This window comes from Nocardioidaceae bacterium SCSIO 66511 (genome assembly GCA_023100825.1).
Lineage (GTDB): Bacteria > Actinomycetota > Actinomycetes > Propionibacteriales > Nocardioidaceae > Solicola.
Genome location: CP095846.1, coordinates 3,254,434 through 3,279,405, shown reverse-complemented (window position 1 = coordinate 3,279,405; position 24,972 = coordinate 3,254,434). Strand labels below are relative to the sequence as shown.

The window sequence follows — 24,972 nt, the reverse complement described above, 5'->3', positions numbered from 1 at the left end:
GTGCCCGCGTGAGGGGCACCACGCTCGTCCGCCGCCGACTCGCGGCAGAGCACTCGGCGACCGACATGCTTCGGCTGCTTCGCGATGAGCGCGGCCTGAGCGCGCTCATCGGCGACTGGTACGCGGGCGGTGCCATCATCGGCTTCGAGCCCGTCCGCACAGCAGCCGCCGACGAGGATCCGTTCGGTCTTGCGATTGACGGTTCGACCGAGAGCGGATTCGGCGGAGGCTGGATCGGCTACTGGGGTTATCGGCTCGGCAGCCGGATCGAACGCCTGCCACATACGCCGCCACGACCGACGCCGCTACCTGACTTCCACCTGAGCTACTACGACCATGTGTTGCGCCTCGATGCGGCGACGTCGACGTGGTGGTTCGAGGCGTTGGTGACCGCTGGGCGCAAACGACACCTCGACGCCGAGCTCGAGCGGATGCGATCCCTGGTCGCCTCGGGCGAACCACAACGCCGGCCGTACTCCGTCGAACCGTTCGCGATGACACCTTCGCCTGCCGAGCACCTCGCGGCGGTCGACGAGACGCTGCGCCACATCACGGCGGGCGACATCTTCCAAGCCAACCTGTGCACCCGACTGCAGGCGGCGTACGACGGTGAGCCGCTCGATGTGTTCTGCGCCGGCGTTGACGCGCTGACCCCGCGTTTCGCCGCGTACGTCGCGACCGATGGCGGAGCGGTCGCCAGCCTGTCGCCGGAGCTGTTCCTGCACCGGACCGGGCGTACGGTGCGTACGTCTCCGATCAAGGGCACGGCTCCGCTCACCTCCGATGTGCGGACGCTCCAGGCTTCCTGGAAGAACCGCGCCGAGAACATCATGATCGTCGATCTGATGCGCAACGACCTCGGGCGCGTCTGCGAGGCGGGCTCGGTGCAGGTACCCGACGAGCCGCGGGCGGAGCGGCACACCGGCGTGTGGCATCTGGTCTCGGATGTGGTCGGTCGTCTGCGTGCTGACGCGGATGACGGCGACCTGCTGCGAGCAACGTTCCCGCCGGGCTCGGTCACCGGCGCACCAAAGGTGCGGGCGATGGAGCTCATCGACGAGCTCGAGACGACGGGCCGCGAGGTCTACACCGGGGCGCTCGGCTACGTCGGCGCGGCAGGTCTCGAGCTCAATGTCGCGATCCGCACCTTCGAGTTCTCCGGTGACACGGTGTGGCTCGGGGTCGGCGGCGGGATCGTCGCGGACTCCCGGCCGGACGACGAGCTGCGCGAGTGCCTGGTCAAGGCGACACCGTTGCTCGACGCAATCGGCGCTCGAGTCGACGACGACGTACGCGCCGCGGTCGAGGCGATGGGCGTACGCGAAGCAGAGGAGGGCACTCCGGTCGTCTCCACGTCTTTCGGCGCGTCGGCCCGGTCGCGGCCGAACCCGGACGCGGGCGTCTTCGAGACGATGTACGTCGAGCACGGGCGAGCGGCTCATCTCGACGCCCATCTCGCGCGGTTGGCGTCCTCTCTCAACGACGTTTACGGGGTGGTCGCTCCGGCGGGTCTGGTCGCGCGAGTCGAGTCGTCGGCCGCCGCGCTCACCGGACCCCACCGATTGCGGGTTTCCGTGGTCCCGTCACAACAAGGTGAGTCGATCGCGGCCACTCCGATCACCGAGCCACCGAAGCCATGGGAGCTGGTGCCGGTCGTCGTACCGGGCGGCCTCGGCGGCCACAAGTGGGGTGACCGCCGTGTGCTCGACGAGGTCGAGCCCGAGCGCGGAGCCTGGACCGCGACGCGCGACGCGTTGCTCGTCGACACCGACGGTTCGGTACTCGAGACCGGTCGGGGCTCGCTGTTCGTCGTAGACGATCACGCGGTGCACACGCCGCTGGCGGACGGGCGCATTCTCCCCGGGGTCACTCGCCGGCGGGTGCTCGATCTCCTTGCCCGCGCAGGTGTTCCGGCGTACGAACGTCGGATCGACCTCGACGACCTGCGTACCGCTCGCGAAGTGTTCGTGACCAATGCCGTACGAGGCGCCGTGCCCGTCGAACGATGCGGAGGTGTCGGCACTTGGCGCCTCGGGCACGTGACCGAGTGGATCGCGCGCAGGCTGAGTGCGCCCGCGCCCGTTCTGGAACCCCAACGCCCGCCGGGTCGCCGGGTGTTGCTGATCGACAACTACGACTCGTTCGTCTACAACCTCGACCAGTACTGCCAAGAGCTCGGTGCGCGTACGACCGTCATCCGCAACGACGCGGCAACCGTCGACGAGGTCGAATCGTGGGTACGCGCCGGCGCGTACGACCGGGTGGTGATCTCACCGGGGCCGGGTACGCCCGGCGACGCCGGCATCAGCACCGACGTCGTACGCAGGCTCGGATCGACGGTGCCGATCCTCGGAGTCTGCCTCGGCCACCAGTGCATCGGCGAGGCGTACGGCGCCGTCGTACGTCGCGCACCAAGCGTCGTACACGGTAAGTCGTCGTTGGTGCGGCACGACGGTGGCGGCGTGTTCGCAAGCATCGACGGTCCGCTCGCTTCCGGCCGCTACCACTCGCTTGTCGTCGACGAGGCGAGCCTGCCCGACGAGCTCCGCGCGACCGCGCACACGGCATCCGACGTGCTGATGGGCGTACGTCATCGCACGCACCCCGTCGAGGGGGTGCAGCTGCATCCGGAGTCGATCCTCACCCGGCACGGCCACGCGATGATCGCGAACTTCCTTGCCGCACGGGGCATCTAGCGGTCGGTTTGCGGGGAAATCGAGGTGAGCACGGCTGTGTCATGCGCGCAGAGGGTGATTCGGTCTCCGGCAGTGAACAGCTGTCCGAGCGAGTGCAACCCGTTGTCGACGGCAACCTCGTAGCCGCCGCCCCACCACGCATCGGGCAGCGTCCACTCGATCGGTTCGCCGCCCGCATGCATCAGCACCAGTAGCGCCGGATGGTCCGGCCCACCGTCCACGAACATGCCGAGACTGCGCAATCCGTCGTCGAACCAGTCGGCCTCGGTCATCTCCCGGCCAGCGGGATGCAGCCAGCCGAGGTCCTTGCGTCCGGTGCCCATCGTGTCGCGGCCGTGCTTATGCGCATTGCCCCGGTACGCCAGGTGATCGGCCCGCAGACGTACGAGACGGGCGATGAGCGGGGCCAGATGTTCCCAGCCCGAGTCAGCGCGCCACGGCAGCCAGCTGATCTCGTTGTCTTGGCAGTACGCGTTGTTGTTGCCGCCCTGCGTACGACCCCACTCGTCGCCCGACGACAGCATCGGCACCCCCGCGGAGAGCAGCAGCGTCGTGAGTAGGTTCGCCGCCTGCCGATGCCGCACCGCGAGCACCTCCGGGTCGTCGGTCTCACCCTCGACGCCGCAGTTCCAGGACCGGTTGTCCTCGTGGCCGTCCAACCCCCACTCGTCGTTGGCGTCGTTGTGTCGGTGGTCGTACGAGACGAGATCGCGCAGGGTGAAGCCGTCGTGGGCGGTGATCAGGTTCACCGACGCGAGTGGCCCGCGCGCGCTGTAGTCCTCGGCCGATCCGGACAGCCGGGCGGCGAGCGCCCTCGCCCCGCCCGGTGCACCTCGCCAGAAGTCGCGTACGCCGTCGCGATAGCGGTCGTTCCACTCGGCCCAGCCGTCGGGGAAACCGCCGAGCAGGTATCCGTCGTTGCCGGCATCCCACGGTTCGGCGATCAACTTCAGCGATGCGAGGACCGGGTCGCGGGTGACGGTGGCGATGATGCTCGACTCGACGTCGACCGCGTGGTCGTCACTTCGAGCGAGTGCGGACGCGAGATCGAAGCGGAAGCCGTCAACATGGCACTCGATCGCCCAGTAGCGCAGTGAGTCGACAATGAGGCGCTCGCTCACGGGATGGCTTGCCCGCAAGGTGTTTCCGCATCCGGTGAGGTCTACGTACCCGCCGTCGTCGTGTCGGTAGTACGCGTCGTCATCGAGTGCACGGAGCCCGATCAGCGGGCCCTGCTCGCCGCCCTCGCCGGTGTGGTTGTAGACGACGTCGAGGATCACCTCGATACCGCGTGAGTGCAGGGCCCGCACCATCTCCTTGAACTCGCGTACCTGCTCGCCGCGCGTCCCACTCGCGGAGTACGCGCCGTGCGGCGCCGAGAACGCAACGGGGTTGTAGCCCCAGTAGTTCACACGTCCGCTGTTGCGTTGGAGCGGCTCGGTGATGAACTCGTGCACCGGCATCAGCTCGACCGTGGTCACCCCGAGTCGTTCGAGGTGGTCCAGCACGGCCGGGTGTGCGACGCCGGCGTACGTACCCTGCAGGCGTACGGGCACCTCCGGGTGCAGCTTCGTCAACCCGCGTACGTGCGCTTCGTACAGCACTGTGCGGTCCCAGGGCACCCTCGGGTTGGAGTCGCCGCGCCAGTCGAAGATGTCGTCGACCGCGACCCCGTGCAGCTCGTCGCCGACGGTGTCGACTGCGCGTGCGTACGGATCGAGGACGCGGGTCGCGGATCCGTCGGCCGCCTCCACCTCGAAGGCGTACGCGCTGCCGTGCCGCAGGCCCGAGACCTTGCCGTGCCAGACGCCGCGCGTGCACAGGGGAAGCTCGGCGGTCCAGGGGGTCGGCGTCAGGACACACAGCCGGACGTGCGTCGCATGGGGCGCCCACACCGCCACATTGGCGCCGTCGGGCTCGAACCGCACGCCGAGCTCGTACGGCGTTCCGGGCGTCAGCTTCGGTGCGGGCATGGGTGCCATCTTGCCCGGTCCGACCCGTCACCGTGCGTTGTGGCATAGGCTGGCTGGCCGTGGACAGCCGAACCGCACCCCATCCGCACGCCAGCGCCGCCGAGGTCGAGGCCGCGATGGACGACACGAAGCTCGCCCAGGTGCTCTATCACGACTGGGAAGCACAGACGTACGACGACAAGTGGTCGATCTCGTTCGATGAACGTTGCATCGAGTACGCGCGCGGCCGGTTCGCTGCCGTGGCGGGCGAGCACGGGTGGCCGTACGGCAAGAGCCTCGAGATCGGCTGCGGCACGGGCTTCTTCAGCCTCAACCTGCGGCTGGCCGGAGTCGTCGACGAGGTCCACGTCACCGACATCTCGCCGGGCATGGTCGAAGCGGCCAAGCACAACGCCGCAGAGCTCGGCTTCGCGATCGACGGCCAGGCCGCGGACGCCGAGGCGCTTCCGTACGACGACGACACATTCGACGTGGTCATCGGGCACGCCGTGATCCACCACATCCCGGACGTCGAGCAGGCGTTCCGGGAGATGTTCCGGGTCCTTCGCCCGGGCGGACGGGTGGTCATCTGCGGTGAGCCGACACGTTACGGCGACGTCGTGGCCCGCCGGCTGTCCCACGCGACCTGGATCGCGGCGACCAACCTCACCAAGCTGCCGTGGCTGCGCGCGAAGTGGGCCCGGCCGCAGGAGGAGCTCGACGAGTCTTCGCGGGCGGCGGCACTGGAGTGGGTCGTCGATCTGCACACGTTCAAGCCCGACGAGCTCGCGCGTACCGTGCTGCGGGCCGGCGGAGTGGGTGTCGAGACCGTGACCGAGGAGCTCACCGCCGCCTGGTGGGGATGGCCTGCGCGGACGCTGGAGTACGCCGTCGCGCAAGGGCGTCTCGGCCCGCGCTGGTCGAGCTTCGTCTACCGCTCGTGGCTGCGGTTGTCTGCGGTCGACCGGGCACTCGACCGAGTCGTACCCGACGGTCTCTACTACAACGTCTCGGTCTCGGCACTGAAACCGCGGTGAGTCCGGTCCGAATGTTGCGGTGGGTGATCCGCCATCGAGCGTGGACGCCGTACTACCTGGCGCGCTATTGGCGGTTCCTCCTTCTCAAGTTGCGGCATCCCGACGTCGTCACCGAGGGTTTCGTCTTCCTCGGCAAGCGCGTGGACATCGAGGTACGCCGCGGGTACGGCCGGTTGGTCATCGGGGCTTGGGCCCATATCGGCGACGGCAACAAGCTACGGGCACACGAGGGCACGCTCCGCCTCGGCGAGAAGGTCGTGCTGGGCACCGACAACGTCGTCAACTGCTACCTCGACATCGAGATCGGTGCGGCGACGCTCATCGCCGACTGGGTCTACATCTGCGACTTCGACCATGTGACCGATCGGCTCGACGTACCGATCAAGGACCAGGGCATCGTCAAGGCGCCGGTACGCATCGGGCCGGGATCCTGGCTGGGTACGAAGGTCAGCGTGCTCCGCGGCACGGTCGTCGGCGAGGGCAGCGTGCTCGCGGCGCATACGGTCGCCCGCGGTACGTACCCCGACTACGCGATCGTCGGCGGCGTTCCGGGCAAGGTGATCAAGGACCGCCGGGTCGCGTACGCCCAAGCCGAGGAGACTCGTGCGTACCTCGCCGAGATCGACGCGGCGAAGCGGGAGGGGCGTACACCCCAGCCGCAGCCGCCGCAGAAATAGACCCTCGGTCGAATGCGTTGCAGTGAACGTGCCTGAATCCAATGTCTCGCTTTCCGTACTCGACCTGTCGCCGATCGGTAGCGGTCGCGGGGGAGCCGCCGCACTGCACGACACGATCGACCTGGCCCGCCACGCCGAGGAGCTCGGCTACGCGCGGTACTGGCTCGCCGAGCATCACAACATCGGCAGCGTCGCGAGTTCCGCGCCGTCGGTGATGATCGCGTCGGTCGCCGCCGCGACGTCTCGCATCCGGGTCGGAGCCGGCGGGATCATGCTGCCCAACCACGCGCCGCTGCAGGTCGCGGAGACGTTCCGCGTACTCGAGGCGCTGCATCCGGGGCGTATCGACCTCGGGCTCGGTCGCGCACCGGGCACCGACCAGCTCACGGCTATCGCGCTCCGCCGCAGCCGCGAGGCGTTGACGGTCGACGACTTCCCCGATCAGTATCGCGAGCTGCTCGCGTACGTCGACGGGTTCCCGGCCGATCACCCGTTCGCGCCGATCAAGGCGATTCCCGAGGATGTGCCGCTTCCGCCGGTCTGGATCCTCGGGTCGAGCCTGTACGGCGGGCAGGCGGCCGCGGCGTTCGGTACCGCGTTCGCTTTCGCGGGCCATTTCGGCAGCGCCGATCCGGCCGAGGCGGTCGCCGGTTATCGCGAGCGGTTCCAGCCGTCGGAGCGACTGAGCGAGCCGCGGGTGATGCTCGGCGTCGCGGCGATCGCCGCTGACACCCATGAGCGTGCCGAGGAGCTGGCCCTGGCCAATGACCTGTCGATGGTGCGGCTGATGCAGAACCAGCCCGGTCCGCTTCCGACGCCCGAGGAGGCGGCAGCGCATCCGTGGACCGATCAGGAGCGGGCTTTGGCCGCCGGCCGGAGACGGTTCATCAGCGTCGGCACCGCCGAGGAGGTACGCGACGATCTCGAGCGTCGGCGCAAGGAGGCCGACGCCGACGAGCTGATCATCACCACGCAGGTGCATGATCCTGCCGAGCGGCGGCGTTCGTATGAGCTGGTTGCCGGAGCGTACGAGCTCTGAGGTCAGCGCGTTGCGGCGATGACGAGATCGAGGCAGTCGTCGCTCGCCGCGCCGAGCACGAAGTCGTCGCAGGTCACCGCTTCGACCCGAGTGCGTACGGCGTCCGGCCAGTCGGCGTGGTCGGATGCGAGCTGGGCGTCGACGATCGACCCGTGCTCGCCCTCCCAAGCCTGCAGCGCTGACGCGTGGTGTAGCCCGGCCAGCGAAGTGACGGTCGCGTGGCGCGACACCAGCTCGCACAGCTCCGCGGGCGTGAGCTCATGCGGATGGTACGGATTGCCGGGCGGGAACGTGAGTGTGTTCGGCGTACTGATGACCATCGACCCGCCAGGACGCAGCACCCGTTTGCATTCGGCGACGAACGTGTCCTGATCCCACAGATGCTCGACTGTCTGCAGGCTCACCACGGTGTCGAACGAGCCGGCCGCGAACGGCAGCGCGACGAGGTTTGCGCGTACGACCTGCAGATCCGGGTACGTACGGCGCACGTGGTCGGTCGTGTAGGCGTCGTAGTCGAGTGCACACATCGAGCGCGCGTTTCGCGCAAGCAGCGACGCGCCGTAGCCCTCGCCGCAGCCGGCTTCCAGTACGTCGCGATCTTTGACGGCGCCGGTCAACGACTCGTACACGACCTCGTGGCGGCGGTACCAGTAGTTCTCGTGACCGACGCCGGGCACAGTCCGCTCGCCGGTGATGCCCATCGCCTCGGAATGCACGTGCGGATCGTATCCGTCCTCGGCGATGATGGGTCGATGATCGTCACCTATCGCGGATTCACGCTCGACGACGATCGGTCGCGTGTCGATCGTGACGCTCTCTGGGAGTTCCTTTCGACCTCGGTGTACTGGGCGCGATGGCGTACTCGCGGCGACGTCGAGACCCAGCTGGACAACGCGTGGCGGATCGTCGGCGCCTTTTCAACCGCATCGGGTGCGATGGTCGGTTATGCCAGGGCGATCTCCGACGGTGTCTCATTCGCCTACCTCGCCGATGTGTACGTACTGCCCGAGGCGAGGGGCAACGGCCTTGGCAAGGAGCTGGTCCGGGTGATGATCGACGCGGGGCCGGGCGCAGATATGCGTTGGACGCTGCACACCGATGACGCGCACGGCATGTACGCGAAGTTCGGGTTCGCCAAACCGGACGATACGTACTTGGAGCGGCCGAGCCGCAAAGGCTAGCCGTGCTGGGAGACGTACTCGTAGAGGTGGAGTTCGCCGGGTGAGCGTTGGTCTGGTGTGAGTGGCGTGAGCCAGCCGGCGTCGATCCGTGGTTTCGGTACCGATGGTTCGGGCTCATCGCCGGTTTCGGCGGTGTGACGAATTTTGGCGATGAGGTCGCGGACGCGTTGTTTCGTGACCCGCGCATGGTCGTCGATGATCGCGCCGGTGGAGCGGTGGAACGTGAACCCGCCGTGCCCGTCGTGCCGGATGACGAGTTTGTTTTGGTGGACGAGGTGGTGGCAGCCGCCGCAGATTCCGACCAAATTGGACACGTCCGTACGCCCGCCGTCGCGGTTCCACCAGTTGACGTGGTGGAACTCCAGGAAGGTGGAGCCGCAGCCGGGGTTGGCGCAGATGCCGTCTTGGCGGGCGGTGATCGCTTTGCGTTGCGCTGTTGTGGCGAGGCGGCTGGTGCGGCCGACGTTGAGGACGTTGGCCTGCGGTGTCGGGCCGTTCGTTGTGCCGTGGGTGAGGATGCCTGACGTGTCGGCGCCGCAGGTGAGGTAGCCGAGGAGCTGGGGGCCGATGGGTCCGAACCCGACCAACGTGGCCGGACGTGCTCCGGGCAGACGCAGGAGGGTTTCGAGGTCGGCCAGGACGAGCAGGGAGACATCGGCACGACGGCGCGGCTTCGACGGCTCCTGCTCGGGTTGTTCGTCTGAGGGCTGCTGTTCGGGCGGGGGTGGGGTGTTTTGGTCGTCGAGCATTCGTCCGAGTCCGTCGACGCGGCGGTCCGATGGTGCGCGGTCGTCGCCGTCGTATTCGGGTGCGGAGACGGTTTTGGCCCATTGGCTGAATTTTGCTCCGGTGACGGGGTCGAGCATCCCGGACACGTAGTACCCGTCACCGCATTTGTCGACCCGGATGTCTCGTTTGTTCATGCCCCGCTGGTACGCCTTATCGCGTTCTTCACAGTTCACGATGTCGTTGAGTTCGTTGATCGCGACCCGCAGATCACGGGGCTCACATGTTTTGGCGATCGGGAGGAGGACGTCTTGCAGGTCGGTCATGATGTCGGCGCCGACCTTGGTGACACCGACGGTGAACTCGTCGACATGCGCGCCCCGGATCTGCCCGGCGTCCAGAGCGGCCGCAACTTTCGGGAGCGTCTTCAGGGTTTGGCCGGCTTTGGTGTGCCGCCGCGATTCACCGAGCCCCATCCGCAGCTCCTGACGAGCCCACCCGGCGACCGTGGAGGCGCCGTCGGACTTGTGGGCTTCAGTCTCCTTCAACTGCGCGAACAGGGAGGCGCGTACCCCGTCGAGCAAATCCAACGCGGCTTGCAGGTCACGCAACGACTGGCACAGCTGTTCGTCGGTGGCCAAGCCGATCTGGTCGGAGACGTTCGCAGCCTGACCCGCAAGGTCGCGGAGGCGGGTGTAGGTCTGCGGCTCGAACATGAGACCTATTGTATCGAATATGTGTTTGACTAACAAGAGCTGTGAGTGTCGAATCGCCTTGTTTTAAAGGGGAACCGGCGAACCGTGGAAACGGTGAAGGCGGCAACCGAGGTAGCGGGGAGGGTCGCGGGGAGGCGGCCACCGACTGCGTACCCGGCGTCGTCGCCGCCAAAGAAGAGAACCGCAGCGGCGGGGAAACGATGAAGGACGGAACCGCAGCGGCGGGAAACGATGAACGGAGGCAGCGAAGCAGCCCCCTCAACCCCCGTCCCGCTCGGCCCGCTCCCGGGCCAGCTCCTCGACCGCAGTGGGAAGCGTGTTCTCGAAGTCGATCAGCTTCACCCATGTGGGAGTCACGACGATCCGGACCATGCCGTCGTACAGCGAACGAATCTCCTTCTCCCATTCGATCCGCTGCTCGGACGTCATCTGGTAAGTGCCGTTGGTCTGGAGGTACTCCTCGGGGATGCCGTCGACGTCGTCCAGTTCGACTCGACCCCGGATGAGCAGGATCTTCGGCGGGTGCACCTCGGTGTCGATCGTGAGCGCGACTTCGGGGTTGTGTCGAAGGGAGCGCAGTTTCGGTGCGTTCCTGGTGGTGCAGACGACGATCTCGGTGCCGTTCCAGGTGAAGCTGATCGGAATGTTGCGTGGGCTGCCGCTCTTGGTGACGTACGCCATTCGCAGTACGTCGCGGTCCAAGAGCTCGCGGCTCGTGGGGAGATCGAGGATCGCGCGGATGTCGTTCGGTTCCATGGCACTCTGCTCCTTGGTCGATGTCGACGAACACGTTTTCGTCGGCTCGTGACTCTGGGACGTCGCCGCCTCGCCGATTTCGACATTGTCGCGCAAGAAATGTCCGCGGACAGGGAGTGCAGCCGGGTCACCGGGCGCCCGTTGTGACGGATGCCATGCCGTCGCACCGTCGCGGTGGTGGCTACTGGCGCGTTAACGTGGCGATCGCCAGGGGACATCGAGGGCCGCTGCATCGTTGAATACGGGCGAGTGGCAGGCTGACCTTCGATCCCACAAGTCATCAACGCCGGCCGCCGCTGTTTCGTACGACCTGGCCGGTGACACGCACAGGAGGGGCCGTAGGGCCATGAACATTGTCGTCTGTGTGAAGTATGTGCCGGATGCGACGGCTGACCGAACGTTCGATTCGTCCGATAACACGGTTGATCGGGTCGGCGTCGACGGGTTGTTGTCGGAGCTGGACGAGTACGCGGTCGAAGAGGCGTTGAAGATCGTGGAGGCTTCCGATGGTGAGGTGACCGTGTTGACGGTCGGGCCGTCGGATGCGGCCGATGCGGTACGTAAGGCGTTGCAGATGGGCGCCCACAAGGCGGTCCATGTCGAGGACGACGCGATCGCCGGGTCTGATGCGCTGGCGACGTCGTTGGTGCTGGCCGAGGCGATCAAGAAGATCGATCACGATCTGGTGCTGTGCGGTATGGCCTCGACCGACGGCACGATGGGTGTTGTGCCGCAGATGCTCGCGGAGCGTCTTGGTGTGCCTGCGGTGACGCAGGCGAGCGAGGTCAGCGTCGATGGTGACAAGGTCACGATCCGCCGTGACGGTGACGCCGCGTCGGAGACGATCGAGGCGTCGGGCAATCTGGTGCTGAGCGTCACCGACCAGATCAACGAGCCGCGGTACCCGTCGTTCAAGGGCATCATGGCGGCGAAGAAGAAGCCGGTCGAGTCCTGGGGTCTTTCGGATCTCGGCGTCGATGCGGATCAGGTCGGTGCGGGTGCGGCGTACACGAAGGTGACGTCGTTCGAGCCGCGGCCGCCGCGTACTGCCGGTGAGATCGTGACCGATGAGGGCGACGGCGGCACCAAGCTGGTCGAGTTCCTCGCGTCGAAGAAGTTCGTGTGAGAAGGAGCTGCTGACAATGAGTGAAGTTCTGGTCTACGTCGACCACGTCGACGGTGCAGTCACCAAGCCCACCACCGAGCTGCTCACGCTGGCGCGTCGTCTCGGCGAGCCGTCGGCTGTGTTCGTCGGCAGTAATGCAGACGCCGCGAAGGAGACGTTGGAGTCGTTCGGCGCGGAGAAGATCTACGTGCTCGACGATGCGGCGCTGAGTGAGTATCTCGTCGCGCCGAAGGCTGAGGCTCTGTCGGCGCTGGTGAGCGAGAAGTTGCCGGCCGCGGTGTTGCTGCCGTCGACGGCCGAGGGCAAGGAGATCGGCGGTCGCGTCGCGGTGCGTACCGACTCCGGTCTGATCACCGATGCGGTCGACGTACAGGCCGCCGATGGCGGCGTCGCGACGACGCAGTCGGCGTTCGCGGGCAACTTCACCGTGCAGGCGACGGTGACGAAGGGTACGCCGATCGTTGCGGTCAAGCCGAACTCCGTTGCGCCCGAGCAGGCCTCCGGTGCGGGTGCCGTGGAGGCGGTTTCGCCGTCGATCTCCGATGGTGCGAAGACCGCGAAGATCACCGAGTCGAAGCCGCGGGAGAAGTCGGGTCGTCCCGAGCTGACCGAGGCCGCGATCGTGGTCTCGGGTGGTCGCGGCACGTCGGGTGACTTCTCGCAGGTCGAGGCGTTCGCCGACAGCCTTGGTGCCGCGGTCGGTGCGTCGCGTGCCGCGGTCGACTCCGGCTGGATGCCGCATGCGTTCCAGGTCGGCCAGACCGGTAAGACGGTCTCGCCGCAGCTGTACGTCGCCAACGGCATCTCCGGTGCGATCCAGCACCGCGCCGGTATGCAGACGTCGAAGACGATCGTCGCGGTCAACAAGGACGAGGAGGCGCCGATCTTCGAGCTCGTCGACTTCGGCGTCGTCGGTGACCTGAAGACGGTCCTCCCGCAGGCCACCGAAGAGGTCAACAAGCGCAAGGGCTGATCGCTCCTTTCCACGTCCGGGTCCGTACGCAGCGCTCGTCGAGCGAAGCGTGCGGACCCGAGTCGTAGGTTTGGTTGAAGGGTCAATCAACGGCTACACTGTGGCCGTGGACGAACCAAGATGGCTTGATGCCGATGAGCACGGCGCGTGGATTCGCCTCGTCGCCGTCACCTTGCTGCTCCCGTCATCACTTGACAACCAGTTGCAGCGTGATGCCGGGCTGACCCATTTCGGCTACCTGGTGCTGGCTATGCTGTCGGAGTCGGAGGGGCGAACCCTTCCGATGAGCACGCTCGCTTCGTACACGAACGCCTCGTTGTCGCGTCTATCGCATGTGGTCGCCCGGCTGGAACGCAACGGATGGGTCGTACGCGAGCCTTCGAGCGGCGACCGCCGCGTGACGATGGCGCGCATGACCGAGGCCGGCTACGCGAAGATCGTCGAGTCTGCCCCGAGTCATGTAGAGCACGTACGCCGGGTCGTGTTCGATGCGCTGACACCCGAACAGGTACGCCAGCTCGACGGGATCGCGGCCGATGTGCTGTGCAAGCTGGACCCCGAGAAACGTAACGTCGCGACGAGGTGACGGCGTCAGACCGCAGACCACGTAAGGTGTCGACGGTTCATCCCACCGGCTGACGACCCCTGAACGACTCTCCAGCACAATGGTCGGTCGGGTCCGTGTAGATCTCACCGTCTGAGGAGCGTACGTGCAGGCTGTCGATATGCCGTTGTGGCACGCCATTGTGTTGGGTGCCGTCGAGGGAGTGACCGAGTTCCTCCCGATCTCGAGCACCGGTCACCTGACGATCCTCGAGAAGCTGCTCGGCTACCAGATCGACGACCCGGACGTCACGGCATTCACCGCGATCATCCAGGTCGGCGCGGTGTTCGCGACCCTGATCTTCCTGCGCAAGGACATCTGGCGGATCGGAGTCGCCTGGCTCCGAGGTCTCTTCTCGCCGACCGCGCGAGTCGAACGCGACTACCGTTTCGGTTGGGCGGTCGTGCTCGGGTCGATCCCGATCGGCATCATCGGCCTGGCGTTCAAGGACCAGATCGAGACGACCTTGCGCAGCCTGTGGTTCGTCGGGTCGATGCTGCTCGCCTGGAGCGCCGTCATGTGGTACGCCGACCGGCACGCCACCCTGCACCGGCATGAGGACGACGTCACCTGGAAGGACACCCTGATCATCGGCGTCACGCAGTGCCTCGCGCTGATCCCGGGTGTCTCTCGATCCGGCGCCACCATGTCGGCCGGTCTGCTGCGCGGCATCGATCGCGTCACCGTCACCCGGCTGTCGTTCTTCCTGTCGATCCCCGCGCTCGGCGCCGCCGCCGTGCTGCAGACCATCACCGAGTTCGACAACATCTCCAACGGCGTCGGCTGGGTACCCACGATCACCGCCACGGTCGTGAGCTTCGTCGTCGCGTACGCTGCAGTCGCCTGGCTGCTGCGCTTCATCGCCAAGCACGACTACAGCATCTTCATCATCTACCGGGTAGTGCTCGGCATCTTCGTACTTCTGCTTGTCGGCACCGGGGCCATCTCGGCGACCTGACCTCACAGGGCGTACGTCGGGCCGCCCCAGCGCTTTCGCAGCCAGCGATCGTGGCTCGCGACCACGACGGTCCCGGTCGTCCCTTCGAGTGCCTCCTCGAGCTCGGTCGCCAGTGACAGCGAGATGTGGTTCGTCGGCTCGTCGAGCAGCAGCAGGTCCGGCGAGCGCGCGATGAGGATCGCCAGCGCGAGCCGCCGACGCTGTCCGACGCTCAGGTCACCGACGGGCTTGGGTACGTCGCGAGGCGTCACGAGTCTAAGACTGGTCAACGACGGCGCGTCCGGATGCTGCTCCAGCGCCGCCGCGTAGGTCGCGGCCGCCGAGCGATGCGGTTGCTCGAAGTGCACATCCTGGACGAGTAGTCCCACGCGCCGTGCCGTCACATCGACCGTGCCCTGTGTCGGCGATAACAGACCGGCGATGGTCGACAGCAGCGTCGACTTGCCCGAGCCGTTGCCGCCCGTGATGAGCAGCTGCTCGCCGGTCGCGATATCCAGCGTGTCGACACGTACGCGCCCGGCGACGTCGAGGTCGCGGATACGTACGCACACCGCTGCACCGGTGGGTGCGCCCGTGAGCTCGCCGCGGAACTGCAGTCGGCGCGGAGGCTTTCGTACCTGCTCGCGTTCGGCGCGCTCCAACCGCTGCTCGGCGCTGCGCAGACGCCGTGCAAGCGTTCGCTCGACGTTGGCTCCCTTGAACTTGTGAATGAACTTGTCGTTGTCGGTCGGCCCTCTGCCGGGCGCGATCGACGACATACCCGCCTTCGTCGCGTTGCGCAGCTCGTCGAGCTCGGCCTGCTGATCGACGTACGTCTGCTCCCATCGGCGCCGCGACTGTTCCTTGGCGTCGAGGTACTCGGTGAAGCCTCCGCCGAAGCGGTTGCCACCGCGCCCGTCGGTGCCGAACGCCGACGGGTCGAGGTCGACGATGTCGGTGCAGGCGAGGTCGAGGAACGTACGATCGTGGCTCGCGGCGACGACGACCCCAGGCAGGCCGGTGACGAACTGCTCGAGCAACTCCATCGCCGCATCGTCGAGATGGTTCGTCGGCTCGTCGAGGAGCACACAGGCGGGACGTCTGGTGATGACCGCAGTCATCGCGAGGCGCGTACGCTGACCGCCCGACAATGAGCCGATGCGCCGGTCGTAGCCGATATCGGCCACGCCGAGGCGCTGTGCGGCGAGCTCCGCTCGACGATCCGCGTCCCATGCATCGTGCAGCTCGGCCCATTCGAGCGCCTCCGAGAACCGCTCCGCGGCCGCCGGATCGTCGCCCATTCGTACACCGAGCTCTTCGACCGCGGCGACCGCGTCGTGCAACGGTGCGAGCGCCGCAGTCATCAGCTCGCCGACGGTCTCGGATGCATTGAACGGCGGTTCCTGAGGCAGGTACGCGAGGTCGTCCGGCGCGCTGACCGAACCGCCCGTCGAACGCAGCTCTCCCGCGAGGACGCGCAGCAGCGTCGACTTACCGGCACCGTTCTCGCCGACCAGGCCGATGCGCTGACCGGGTGAGGCGATGAGATCGACGCCGTCGAGAACGACACGCTCGCCGTACGAGACGGATACGTCGCGGGCGATCAGGGGTTTGAGAGTAGACATACGACACCAGGCTTTCGCTGGAGATGCGAAGACCCGCCGGGCGTACGTGCCTCAGACGCGGGTCAGTGCGGTGTCAGTTCTTCATGTCGCCGACGACAGTAGACGACGCCCGGCGCGGGTGCAAATGTATTTCTCTGACGGATCGTCGCTTTGCGAGCTGCTTCGGCTTCGCGATCTGTGTCGGCTTCACGGTCTGCGTTGGCTTTACGGTCTGCGTCGGCTGGCACCTTCATCGTTCCCGTGCGCGTCGGTACAGACCGCATGGCGGCGACGAGGATCCCGTTCCGGTTGGCTGGCCTTGCTTGTCGGCTGACCCGATCTTGCGGTCCTTTGGGCTGGCCGCACCGTTCCACGTGACCCTTCGAAAAGATTCTCAAAATACTTCGTTTTCCCTTGTGGATAAGGCCTTCTGGCACCCGGTCTTGTCAGTGGCGGGTGGCATGATGATGGTTATGAGGACGGCGAACCTGATCGACGATGTCGAGACCACTGACGGTCTCGATGTTGCTGCGGCCGCTCGTGCTCAGCTCGCTCGTACGGAGGCCGCGCAGTTTGATGCGGTCCTGTCGTATCTGCGGCAGATCGCGTCCGAGCCCCTCGCGCAGGCGGGTGGGGTGAATGAGTGGACCCGCTATGGCGGATCGGGGACACCGGCGGTGTCGGAGTATGCGGTCGCTGAAGTCGGACCCGTCCTCGGCCTGTCTGCGAATGGCGCCCGTTCGCTGATCGCAGATGCACTGGATTTGGCGTACCGGTTGCCGCGCCTGTACGCGTGTCTGCACGAGGGAAGGGTGGATGGGTGGCGGATCCGTAAAGTCGCGCGTGCGACGCGGGAGTTCACCATCGCCCAAGCCTCCGATGCCGACCGGCGGCTGTCGGCGGCGAATGTCGACGGGACCCCGCTGATTGGGCGGATCACGATGCCGCGGCTGCAGTTGGTGTTGGATCAGATCCGGTTCGTCGACGACCCCGACGGTGCCGAGAAGAAGCGACGTGAGGCACGCAGGCGGCGGGGTGTCACGATCTGGTTCGAAGACGGCGTCGCCCACATTGCGGGCACCCTGTCTGTCGACGACGGCCAACGACTCGACCAGCGTCTTGATCAGTTGGTGGAGTCGATGCGGTTCCTCGGCGACACCCGTCCCGACCACATCCTCCGGTCGGTGGCAATGGGGATGGTCCACGAACCCGACAGCCTCGACGACCTCTACACCCTGGTCGCCGACAAAACCGACGGCGACACCGACGACACCGAAGCGGATGTACCCGCCGAACCAGAATCGCAGCCCGAGCCTGAGTCCGAGCCCGAGCCTGAACCCGAGACGAAGCCGTCGCGCAGGCGTCATCGCCGGGGTCGTGGGTTGCGCGAGACCGTGCTCTACCTTCACTATGACCGGTGCTGGGGCACCTGGTCACTCGACGACGTCGGCGCCATCACCCGCACCGAAGCCGAACAGATCCTCGGCAAATCCTCCCGGATCGTCGTCAAACCTGTCATCGATCTCGAAACGACGATCTCAACGACCGGGTATGTCGCACCGCCGCGGTTGCGGGAGCAGACCGCGTTGATGAATGCGCTGACGTGCACGTTCCCGTACTGCACCCGGCCGGCGAAGCTCGGCGACTACGACCACATCCGCAACTACGCCGACGGCGGTCCCACGGATTCCAGAAATGGCCACAGGTTGTGTCGGTTCCATCATCGGGCGAAGACGTTCACCGCCTGGACCGTCACAACACCAGCACCCGGCATCTGGTTATGGCTCTCACCAGCCGGCCGTTCGTACCTCGTCACCGCCGGCACCACCACCAAACTCCCCGGCCGAACAGACACCACCGTCCAAGAGAAGCGAAAACCCAGCGCCGCCTAGCCCCCGCCACCTGAGCACCACCGTGGCGGGGCACAGGCATGCCCGCCAGCCGTTCTGACCGCGGAGGACAGGTAGCCCGAGTCGGGCGGGGCTCAAGACCGCGCTCCGCCTACTGGTTGACGATCGACACGTCTTCCATGTAGTCGTTGAACTCATCGGGCGACAGGGTGACGTCGTCCTTGCCCCATGGGTTGCCGAGCACCACGTCGCCGTCGGATTCGATCTCCTTGACGTAGTACACGTGGTACTGCTTGAGGTCGTCGTCGCCGCCGTTCCACGGCAGCGGGCTGTTGCTCCAGTTGGAGGCGACAACGCCCTTGCCGTCGGCGATCGCTTCCTTCACATCCGAGTACGGATCGGCGAACGGGTTGAGCCCGGTGAACTTGACGTTGTCGGACTCCTTACCGGTCATGTACTCATCGGCGGAGTCGGAGAAGCCGGCGGTGAGCCCGTCGTACCCGTCGCCGCCGAGGATCCCGTCGGCGCCGTGGTCGTCGACGGCCATCGCCTTCTCGTAGTAGACCGCCCACATCTGCGAGTTCGAGCCGTCCGGGTACGCCGTCTGATAGTTGCCGTCGCCGTCGAGTGCGACCTCTTTGGTCACGGTGACCCAGTACGGATTGCCGTCGTCGTAGAACTTCACCGATACGGTGCCGTTGCCGTTGTCGCGTACGTGCTGCTGGGGCCAGCTCGGGTCGGAGCCGACGATGGCGTTGAGCTTCGCGAGCAGCCAGCAGTCGTTGACCGGGCCCTGGTTGGCGCCGATCTTGGTCTCGCCGTTGGTGGAGCCGAACAGCGGGTTGGAGTACCTCGGATCCTGCCAGTCGCCGCGGTCTCCGGGGTTGAGGTCCCACTGCTTCTTCATCCGGTCGACCTGCTCTTTGGTCGCGCCGGCGAGCAGGAAGCTGTACAGGTCGGTTGCAGAGTTCATATGCGACTCGTCGACGCCGCCGACGTACTCGCCGAGATCCTTCAGCTCCTGGTCGTCGAGCGCACCGAGGATGACCGTCGCCGCCTTCGGGTCGAGGTCCTTGATGGTCTTCAGCAGGTTGAACCACGCATCCATGCGCTCCTTGGACATCTTGCCGTCTTTGCTGTCCTTGAGGAACTTGCGGAGGTCGGTGAGAGCGCTCTGCACCTTCTTCGGATCGATGCCGAGCCCGGTGAGCAGCGGGAGTGCCGACTCCGGCAGCACTCCGTTGGCGAAGTAGGCGAGCACGGTCTTCTCGTCCGGGCCCTGGTCGAGCTCGACCTTGAGGTCCGCGGCCTCCCCGTCGAGAGTGGTGTCGAGCTTGCCCCAGTCCTTGTTGAGCTCCTCGATCAACTGCGTCTCCAGCTCGGCCGGGGAGATGCCGCCGGATGGGCCGGAGGGGCGGTTGTTCCACCGGGTGTTCAGCCCGTCTACACCGGTGTTGAAGGTATCGATCGCGCTCGCCCACTTGTACAGGCTCCCGGCGACGAACGCGGAGGTCAGTGAGATCTTCTTCGCGTCCTTGCCGACCGTGTCGAACGGCTCGTCGAGCTTGTCGGTGAGCTCGCCGGTGATGTTCTCGGCGGCCTCCGCCTTCTTCCCGAGCGCCTTGGAATCCACGCTGCCTGCCGACGTCGCCTGGGTCACGATCGAGTCGGCGTACGTACGGATTGTCGAGGGCTTGGCCTCGTACGGGTCATATGGCGGCTTCACGGACTTGCTCCCCCTGTTCACGGGCACGGTGCCTGGCACCGGCCACCGTCGAAAAGATACCGCCGTGATGGGTCACCGGAGCCGCTTCGGAGGAGGACGCGGGGATCCCATCGACCGACTTGCAATGATCGAACAAGTGTTCGATCATTGAGTGATGCCGACCTCCACCGCCGACCTCGAGGAACGCCTCGATCAGGTACGTGCGCTGCAGGCCCGCGTACGTCAGATCGAAGACACTCGTACTGTCGAGACCCATCCCGTACTGCCGGCGCTCGAGCCGTTGTTCCCGCGTGGGCTGCGGGCCGGTGCCACGTACGCGGTCGACGAGTCGACGGCTCTCGCGATGTCGCTGATGGCGGGCGCGTCGGGGGCAGGGTCGTGGTGCGGCGTCGTCGGGGTGCCGGAGTTCGGTGCGGAGGCGGCTGCTGCGGCAGGTGTCGCGTTGGAGCGGACCGTTCTGGTGCCCGAGCCCGCCGAGCACTGGATCGCCGTGACCGCGGCCTTGGTCGACGTGCTCCCAGTCGTCGTGCTGCGGGCACCCGACCAGGTGCCCGCAGGCGATGCCTCCCGGCTGGCGGGGCGGTTACGTCAGCACGGGTCCACCTTGGTCGCTCTCGGGCAGTGGCCGCGTTGCGAGGCGCGGCTGTCCATCGTCGACAGCAGTTGGGTGGGTCTGTCCGCGGGCAGGGGCCATCTGTCCGGTCGGCAGGCGACGGTCGAGATCACACCGCGATCCGGCCGTCCGCGTACGACCCAGCTGTGGTTGTCCGGTGGGGTCGAGCCCGCCGCCGAAGGGCAGGCCCTCACGGGGGTGGGGCCTGCTTTCGGCGACGGCGAGCAGGTGGCGAGCTGATGGGGAGTGCAGGGTCATGTCTCGGTCGATGATCGTGTGGTGTCCGGACTGGCCCGTACGCGCGGCGATGCGCGCGAGCAGGCTCCCGGTCGACGCTCCGGTGGCGCTGCTGCGTGGCGGCCAGGTGTACGCGTGCTCGGCGGCGGCGCGTTCGTCGGGCGTACGTCGGGGCTTGCGTCAGCGCGATGCGCAGTCGCGGTGTCCCGAACTGGTCGTGCAGCACTACGACGAGGCGACCGATATCCGTTCCTTCGAGCCGGCCGCCAGCGCCATCGAAGCGATCAGCCCGGGGGTGCACATCGTCCGCCCCGGCACCTGTGCGCTCGCCGCGCGCGGAGTGAGCAGCTACTACGGCGGTGAGCCGCATGCAGCTGCGGTGATCGCCGAACGCCTTGTCGGGTTGGGCATCGACGATTGTCGGATCGGTGTCGCCGATGGCGCGTTCACCGCCGAGCAGGCCGCTCGGCGAGCCGGGCAGCAGGACAGCTACGTCGTCGCGCCCGGCGGGTCGGCCGCCTTCTTGTGCGAGCTGCCGATCGACGTCCTCGGCGAGCCGGAGCTCGTCGGGCTGCTCCGCCGGCTCGGGCTACGTACGCTCGGCGACCTCGCCGTTCTCCCGGAGAAGGATGTCGGCACTCGTTTCGGACGGCTCGGCGTACTCGCGCACCGGCTTGCGCGCGGAGAGGATTCGCAACCAGTGGCGTTGCGTCGCCCGCCACCCGAGCTCGAATGCGCGGTGACGTTCGAGACTCCGCTCGAGCGGATCGACCCGGTCGCGTTCAGCGTCCGTACGACGGCCGAGCAGTTCGTCGCCGGGCTGGCGCGACACGGACTGGTCTGCACCACGGTCTGGGTCGAGGTGTACGGCGAGTCCGGCGAGGTCTCGGAGCGGCAGTGGATGCATCCACGCTGGTTCGACGCGCCCGACCTCGTCGACCGAGTGCGCTGGCAGTTGCAGGGCGGTGTCGGCGCCGGTGTGCCGCTGGGCAGCGAGCTGACGTCCCCGGTCGTGCGCGTCCGGTTCGTACCCGACGCCGTTGCATCGTTGGCCGATCACGCCGACGGGTTGTGGGGGAGCGGCCCGGATGAGCGGATCCATCGTGCGGTGTCGCGGGTGCAGAGCATGCTCGGCCACGGCGGCGTGGTGTCCGCCGTCGTCGGCGGCGGACGCGGGCCACGAGAGCGCCAAACCCTGGTGCCGTGGGGCGACCGGCTCGTCGCCGAACGCGACGGTTCGCTGCCGTGGCCGGGCAGTGTGCCGCCGCCCGCGCCGGCGACGGTATATCCCCGCCCGCTTCCGGCGACAGTAGTGGGGGTCGACGGTAAGGTGATCGGTGTATCGGGTCGCGGGATACTCACCGGCGAGCCGACCAGATTCGCCGCGGCTGGTGACTCGTTGCTCCCCGTCCAGGCATGGGCGGGGCCGTGGCCGGTCGACGAGCGCTGGTGGGATGAACGCTCCGCCAGGCGGCTCGCCCGGTTGCAGGTGGTCGGGGTCGACGGAAGTGCCTGGCTACTCGCCTGCGAAGAAGGCAGTTGGTGGGTCGAGGCGCGTTACGACTAGTGCAGGACGCTGGCCGAATCCAAGTACGTTGAGTGACGAGTGATCACGGTACGTATGAGTACGCGACGTCTCGGCCACAGACACGCCGTTACCTGTTGCCGTGCCGTACGTACCGCCATATGTTGCACAGATCACACTGCTGCTCGGGGCTGCCACGAGGAGAACAGATGAAACCCAGTCTGGTACGAAGAGCGAGGGGCCGGACGATCTCCGCCGCCTCGATCATCGCACTGCTCACCGCCGCGCTCGGCGCCAGCGCACTGGTGAGCGCCGATGCCGACGACAACGACTCCGACGAGCGCGTCGCCCGTTACGCGAAGTCGTCCAAGACCAGCTATGTCATGGTCGCCGCGCCGACCCGTGCGCTACGCGACAAGGTCATGTCCCTGCCGCTCGACGTCACCGAGCACGCCAACCGCAAGGGCATCGGGGTGATCCTGCACGGCGAACGCGACGCGAAGGTGCTGCGGGCCGCCGGCTTCCACTGGCAGGTCGAGGTCGCCGACCTGGAGAAGCAGGCGAAGCAGAATGCTCGTGCCGATGCTCGTTATGCATCGCGCGTACAGGAATCACCGCTGCCGAGTGGTCGCACTTCGTACCGAAAGCTGCGCGACTACAACCGCGACCTGCGTACGCTCCATCGCAGATTTCCCAAGCTGACAAAGCCGTTGACGCTTCGCCACACGACGGTCGAGGACCGCCGCGTACGCGGCATCGAGATCACCACGAACGCGAAGAACGTCAAGGACGGCAAACCGGTCTTCTTGCTGATGGGTGCCCACCACGCCCGCGAGTGGCCGAGCAGCGAGCACGCCATCGAGTACGCGTACGACCTGTTGCAGAACTACCGCAGCGACGACCGCGCACGCAAGATCGTGCGAGGCACCCGGACGATCATCATCCCCATCGTCAACGTCGACGGGTTCAAGATCTCCCGTAATGCCGAGCCCCTCGGCGACTTCAGCACGTTCGACTACGAGATGAAGCGCACCAACTGCAGCATCTCCGAGACGACTCCGGGGCAGTACGCGACGGGTCCATGCGATGACAACCAGGCCGGCCGGTTGCGGGGAACCGATCTGAACCGCAACTACCCAGGGTTCTGGGGCGGGCCGGGCGCCTCAGCGGAATGGTCCAACGACACGTTCCGCGGCGATGACCCCGGCGGTGAGCCCGAGACGCGAAACATCCGTGACCTGATGTCGAAGCGCCAGGTGACGACGATGATCAGCAACCACACCTTCAGCAACCTCGTACTCCGGCCGCCGTCGCTGCTCGACACCGGCTGGGCGCCGGATGAACCGCAGTACAAAGCACTCGGCGCGGAGTTCGCCTCGCACAACGCCTACACCAACCAGGCGTCGTTCCAGCTGTACGACACCTCGGGTTCGGTCGAGGACTGGAGCTACTGGAACACCGGCGGCTTCGGGTTCACCTTCGAGATCGGGCCCGACGGGTTCCATCCGGAGTTCAGCGACGCTGTCGTCGGGGAGTACCTCGGACTCGAACCCGCAGCGGGAGCCGGTCTCGGCGGCAACCAGGAGGCGTACTACCAGGCGTCGCTGGCGACGCTCGACGAGTCGATGCACTCGACGCTGAAGGGTACGGCGCCGAAGAACCGCGTACTGAAGATCCGCAAGCAGTTCGTGTCGGCGACGTCGCCGGTGATCCGTCGCGACGGGTCGACCGGTCCGCCGCGGTACTACCAAGACACGCTCGTGAGCAAGTACCGCTCGAACGGCGGAAAGTTCGACTGGTCGGTCAACCCGTCGACCAGGCCGCTGATCGCCGGCCGCTGGGGTCGTGACCCGGAGGGTCCGCCGCAGGATCCGATCACGCTGACCAACCCCGACGGCATTCCCGCGGAGGGCGAGGATGACGTGGCGACGTTCACCATCGAAGGCCCCGAGGACGGTTACGACAACGCCGTTGCGACCGTCGAGGTCGGCTGGGGCGGTGACGATCCCGACGTCGACTGGGATGTCTTCGTACTCGGGCCAGACGGTCAGGAGGTCGGCAGTGCGGCGTCGCTTGACAACCCGGAGAAGGCGAACCTGATCGATCCGGTGCCCGGCGAGTACACCGTCGTGGTCAACAACTACGCCGGCGGTGACGAGGCGAGCGACTGGACCGGCAAGGTCAGCTTCCGCGGCCCGGACCCGGCCGATTACACCGGGCTGAAGGAGGCCTGGACGCTCACCTGCAAGAACACCAAGTCGGGCAAGGTGGTGTCGACTCGCGATGTGATCGTCGACCGCGGGAAGACGGCGAACCTGGGTAACGCCTGCAAACAGTCGAAGAAGCGCTAGCCCGTCATTGGAAGTTCGGTGCGGATTGCACCACTCGGCGTACCGCCGGTGGTGCAATCCGCACCGAACTCCTTAGAGCAGCCGGTCACGGACGCCAATCGGCGGGCGGATCCTCACCGACCCGCCCGTCGATGGCCTCCCGCAACAGGTCGGCGTGACCGGTGTGTCGCCCGTACTCCTCGATCAGATCGCAGAGGAGCCGGCGTACGCTCGGGCGCTCGCCGGTCGGCCACCCGAGCTCGACGGGCTGGTCGAGTCCGCCGTCGGCCAGCGACGCTTTGATGCGCGTACGTGAACGAGCGGTGGCGTCGTCCCACAGGGCATACAGATAGGCGGGGGCGTCATCGGCGGCGGAGCGGAACTCCCAGTCGGGATCGCCATCCCAATCGGACTCGCTCCACTGAGAGCCCATCGGCTCGCCGAGGAGCCTCTCGCCGAAATAGTGGTCCTCGATGAGAGCCAAGTGCTTGAGTAGTCCGCCGAGGGTCAGCGAGGAGGCACCGATCCGAGCTCGGAGTCCGGTCGTGTCCAGTCCGTCGGCCTTCCAGCGAAAGGTCCAACGCATCCGGTCGAGTGCCCCGAGGAGATGCTCGGTTTCCGTACCGGCGATCGGGGGTTCCCATGGTGGTTTGGTGTCGGTCATGGC

20 protein-coding genes are annotated in these 24,972 nt (G+C 66.8%); 13 read left to right on the top strand and 7 right to left on the bottom strand.

The window, feature by feature from the left end; genetic code table 11:
• Positions 1-8: 8 nt before the first annotated feature.
• Complete coding sequence (locus tag MU582_15425; protein UPK73817.1) at positions 9-2,696, top strand: aminodeoxychorismate synthase component I; 2,688 nt, start codon at positions 9-11, stop codon at positions 2,694-2,696.
• Here MU582_15425 and glgX read toward each other — a convergent pair.
• Positions 2,693-4,669: a glycogen debranching protein GlgX gene (gene glgX / locus MU582_15420; GenBank protein UPK73816.1), complete on the bottom strand. Its 1,977-nt coding sequence runs from the start codon at positions 4,667-4,669 to the stop codon at positions 2,693-2,695. The two genes, MU582_15425 and glgX, sit on opposite strands and share 4 nt — an antisense overlap.
• A gap of 59 nt (positions 4,670-4,728) precedes the next feature.
• Here glgX and MU582_15415 point away from each other — a divergent pair, with 59 nt between their 5' ends.
• The 3 genes from MU582_15415 to MU582_15405 are packed head-to-tail and all read left to right on the top strand — an operon-like array spanning position 4,729 to position 7,401.
• Positions 4,729-5,685, top strand: coding sequence for a class I SAM-dependent methyltransferase (locus MU582_15415; GenBank protein ID UPK73815.1), 957 nt, complete (start codon positions 4,729-4,731; stop codon positions 5,683-5,685).
• A 23-nt stretch (positions 5,686-5,708) separates the two neighbouring features.
• Positions 5,709-6,362, top strand: coding sequence for an acyltransferase (locus tag MU582_15410; protein ID UPK73814.1), 654 nt, complete (start codon positions 5,709-5,711; stop codon positions 6,360-6,362).
• Between the two features lie 28 nt (positions 6,363-6,390).
• Positions 6,391-7,401 carry an LLM class flavin-dependent oxidoreductase gene (locus MU582_15405; protein ID UPK73813.1) on the top strand — a complete coding sequence of 337 codons (1,011 nt, stop codon included), beginning with the start codon at positions 6,391-6,393 and terminating at the stop codon, positions 7,399-7,401.
• A gap of 2 nt (positions 7,402-7,403) precedes the next feature.
• On the opposite strand, the gene MU582_15400 is transcribed toward MU582_15405, so the two are convergent.
• A complete protein-coding gene (locus tag MU582_15400) occupies positions 7,404-8,117 on the bottom strand; it encodes a class I SAM-dependent methyltransferase (protein ID UPK73812.1) in 714 nt (237 codons plus the stop codon).
• On the opposite strand from MU582_15400, the gene MU582_15395 reads away from it, so the two are divergent.
• Complete coding sequence (locus tag MU582_15395) at positions 8,118-8,582, top strand: GNAT family N-acetyltransferase (protein ID UPK73811.1); 465 nt, start codon at positions 8,118-8,120, stop codon at positions 8,580-8,582. It abuts the gene before it with no gap.
• Here MU582_15395 and MU582_15390 read toward each other — a convergent pair.
• Positions 8,579-10,024 carry an HNH endonuclease gene (locus MU582_15390; GenBank protein UPK73810.1) on the bottom strand — a complete coding sequence of 482 codons (1,446 nt, stop codon included), beginning with the start codon at positions 10,022-10,024 and terminating at the stop codon, positions 8,579-8,581. The genes MU582_15395 and MU582_15390 overlap by 4 nt on opposite strands.
• Before the next feature lie 258 nt (positions 10,025-10,282).
• Positions 10,283-10,780: a pyridoxamine 5'-phosphate oxidase family protein gene (locus MU582_15385; protein ID UPK73809.1), complete on the bottom strand. Its 498-nt coding sequence runs from the start codon at positions 10,778-10,780 to the stop codon at positions 10,283-10,285.
• Between the two features lie 346 nt (positions 10,781-11,126).
• Between MU582_15385 and MU582_15380 the strand changes: the two genes are divergently transcribed.
• The 4 genes from MU582_15380 to MU582_15365 all read left to right on the top strand — a co-directional run bounded on the left by MU582_15380 (position 11,127) and on the right by MU582_15365 (position 14,441).
• The gene (locus MU582_15380; protein UPK73808.1) at positions 11,127-11,906 is read left to right on the top strand and encodes an electron transfer flavoprotein subunit beta/FixA family protein; all 780 of its coding nucleotides are present in this window, start codon (positions 11,127-11,129) and stop codon (positions 11,904-11,906) included.
• 16 nt (positions 11,907-11,922) lie between these two features.
• Complete coding sequence (locus MU582_15375) at positions 11,923-12,879, top strand: electron transfer flavoprotein subunit alpha/FixB family protein (protein UPK73807.1); 957 nt, start codon at positions 11,923-11,925, stop codon at positions 12,877-12,879.
• Between the two features lie 106 nt (positions 12,880-12,985).
• Complete coding sequence (locus tag MU582_15370) at positions 12,986-13,465, top strand: MarR family transcriptional regulator (protein UPK73806.1); 480 nt, start codon at positions 12,986-12,988, stop codon at positions 13,463-13,465.
• Positions 13,466-13,604: 139 nt separating this feature from the next.
• Entirely contained in the window at positions 13,605-14,441 is an 837-nt protein-coding gene (locus tag MU582_15365; GenBank protein UPK77181.1) for an undecaprenyl-diphosphate phosphatase, read from the top strand.
• A gap of 2 nt (positions 14,442-14,443) precedes the next feature.
• Here the strand turns inward: MU582_15365 and MU582_15360 are convergent, their stop codons facing one another.
• Positions 14,444-16,045 carry an ATP-binding cassette domain-containing protein gene (locus MU582_15360; protein ID UPK73805.1) on the bottom strand — a complete coding sequence of 534 codons (1,602 nt, stop codon included), beginning with the start codon at positions 16,043-16,045 and terminating at the stop codon, positions 14,444-14,446.
• 302 nt (positions 16,046-16,347) lie between these two features.
• Between MU582_15360 and MU582_15355 the strand changes: the two genes are divergently transcribed.
• Complete coding sequence (locus MU582_15355) at positions 16,348-17,916, top strand: HNH endonuclease (protein UPK73804.1); 1,569 nt, start codon at positions 16,348-16,350, stop codon at positions 17,914-17,916.
• Between the two features lie 109 nt (positions 17,917-18,025).
• On the opposite strand, the gene MU582_15350 is transcribed toward MU582_15355, so the two are convergent.
• Positions 18,026-19,600, bottom strand: coding sequence for a C2 family cysteine protease (locus tag MU582_15350; GenBank protein ID UPK73803.1), 1,575 nt, complete (start codon positions 19,598-19,600; stop codon positions 18,026-18,028).
• A gap of 154 nt (positions 19,601-19,754) precedes the next feature.
• On the opposite strand from MU582_15350, the gene MU582_15345 reads away from it, so the two are divergent.
• From MU582_15345 to MU582_15335, 3 genes are all read left to right on the top strand, one after another.
• Positions 19,755-20,453 carry a hypothetical protein gene (locus tag MU582_15345; protein UPK73802.1) on the top strand — a complete coding sequence of 233 codons (699 nt, stop codon included), beginning with the start codon at positions 19,755-19,757 and terminating at the stop codon, positions 20,451-20,453.
• 16 nt (positions 20,454-20,469) lie between these two features.
• Complete coding sequence (locus MU582_15340) at positions 20,470-22,017, top strand: DNA polymerase Y family protein (GenBank protein UPK73801.1); 1,548 nt, start codon at positions 20,470-20,472, stop codon at positions 22,015-22,017.
• A gap of 167 nt (positions 22,018-22,184) precedes the next feature.
• Positions 22,185-24,326, top strand: a complete 2,142-nt coding sequence (locus MU582_15335; protein UPK73800.1) for a hypothetical protein — start codon at positions 22,185-22,187, stop codon at positions 24,324-24,326.
• 85 nt (positions 24,327-24,411) lie between these two features.
• Here the strand turns inward: MU582_15335 and MU582_15330 are convergent, their stop codons facing one another.
• Positions 24,412-24,969 carry a DinB family protein gene (locus tag MU582_15330; protein ID UPK73799.1) on the bottom strand — a complete coding sequence of 186 codons (558 nt, stop codon included), beginning with the start codon at positions 24,967-24,969 and terminating at the stop codon, positions 24,412-24,414.
• Positions 24,970-24,972 lie beyond the last annotated feature (3 nt).

Bases quoted from the DNA above. Each gene is read 5' to 3' on its own strand.
- MU582_15365 (UPK77181.1), top strand. From the start codon at position 13,605: ATGCCGTTGTGGCACGCCATTGTGTTGGGTGCCGTCGAGGGAGTGACC.
- MU582_15390 (UPK73810.1), bottom strand. From the start codon at position 10,024: ATGTTCGAGCCGCAGACCTACACCCGCCTCCGCGACCTTGCGGGTCAG.
- MU582_15335 (UPK73800.1), top strand. From the start codon at position 22,185: ATGAAACCCAGTCTGGTACGAAGAGCGAGGGGCCGGACGATCTCCGCC.
- MU582_15340 (UPK73801.1), top strand. From the start codon at position 20,470: ATGTCTCGGTCGATGATCGTGTGGTGTCCGGACTGGCCCGTACGCGCG.
- MU582_15360 (UPK73805.1), bottom strand. From the start codon at position 16,045: ATGTCTACTCTCAAACCCCTGATCGCCCGCGACGTATCCGTCTCGTAC.
- MU582_15380 (UPK73808.1), top strand. From the start codon at position 11,127: ATGAACATTGTCGTCTGTGTGAAGTATGTGCCGGATGCGACGGCTGAC.
- MU582_15345 (UPK73802.1), top strand. From the start codon at position 19,755: ATGCCGACCTCCACCGCCGACCTCGAGGAACGCCTCGATCAGGTACGT.
- MU582_15330 (UPK73799.1), bottom strand. From the start codon at position 24,969: ATGACCGACACCAAACCACCATGGGAACCCCCGATCGCCGGTACGGAA.
- MU582_15385 (UPK73809.1), bottom strand. From the start codon at position 10,780: ATGGAACCGAACGACATCCGCGCGATCCTCGATCTCCCCACGAGCCGC.
- glgX (UPK73816.1), bottom strand. From the start codon at position 4,669: ATGCCCGCACCGAAGCTGACGCCCGGAACGCCGTACGAGCTCGGCGTG.
- MU582_15375 (UPK73807.1), top strand. From the start codon at position 11,923: ATGAGTGAAGTTCTGGTCTACGTCGACCACGTCGACGGTGCAGTCACC.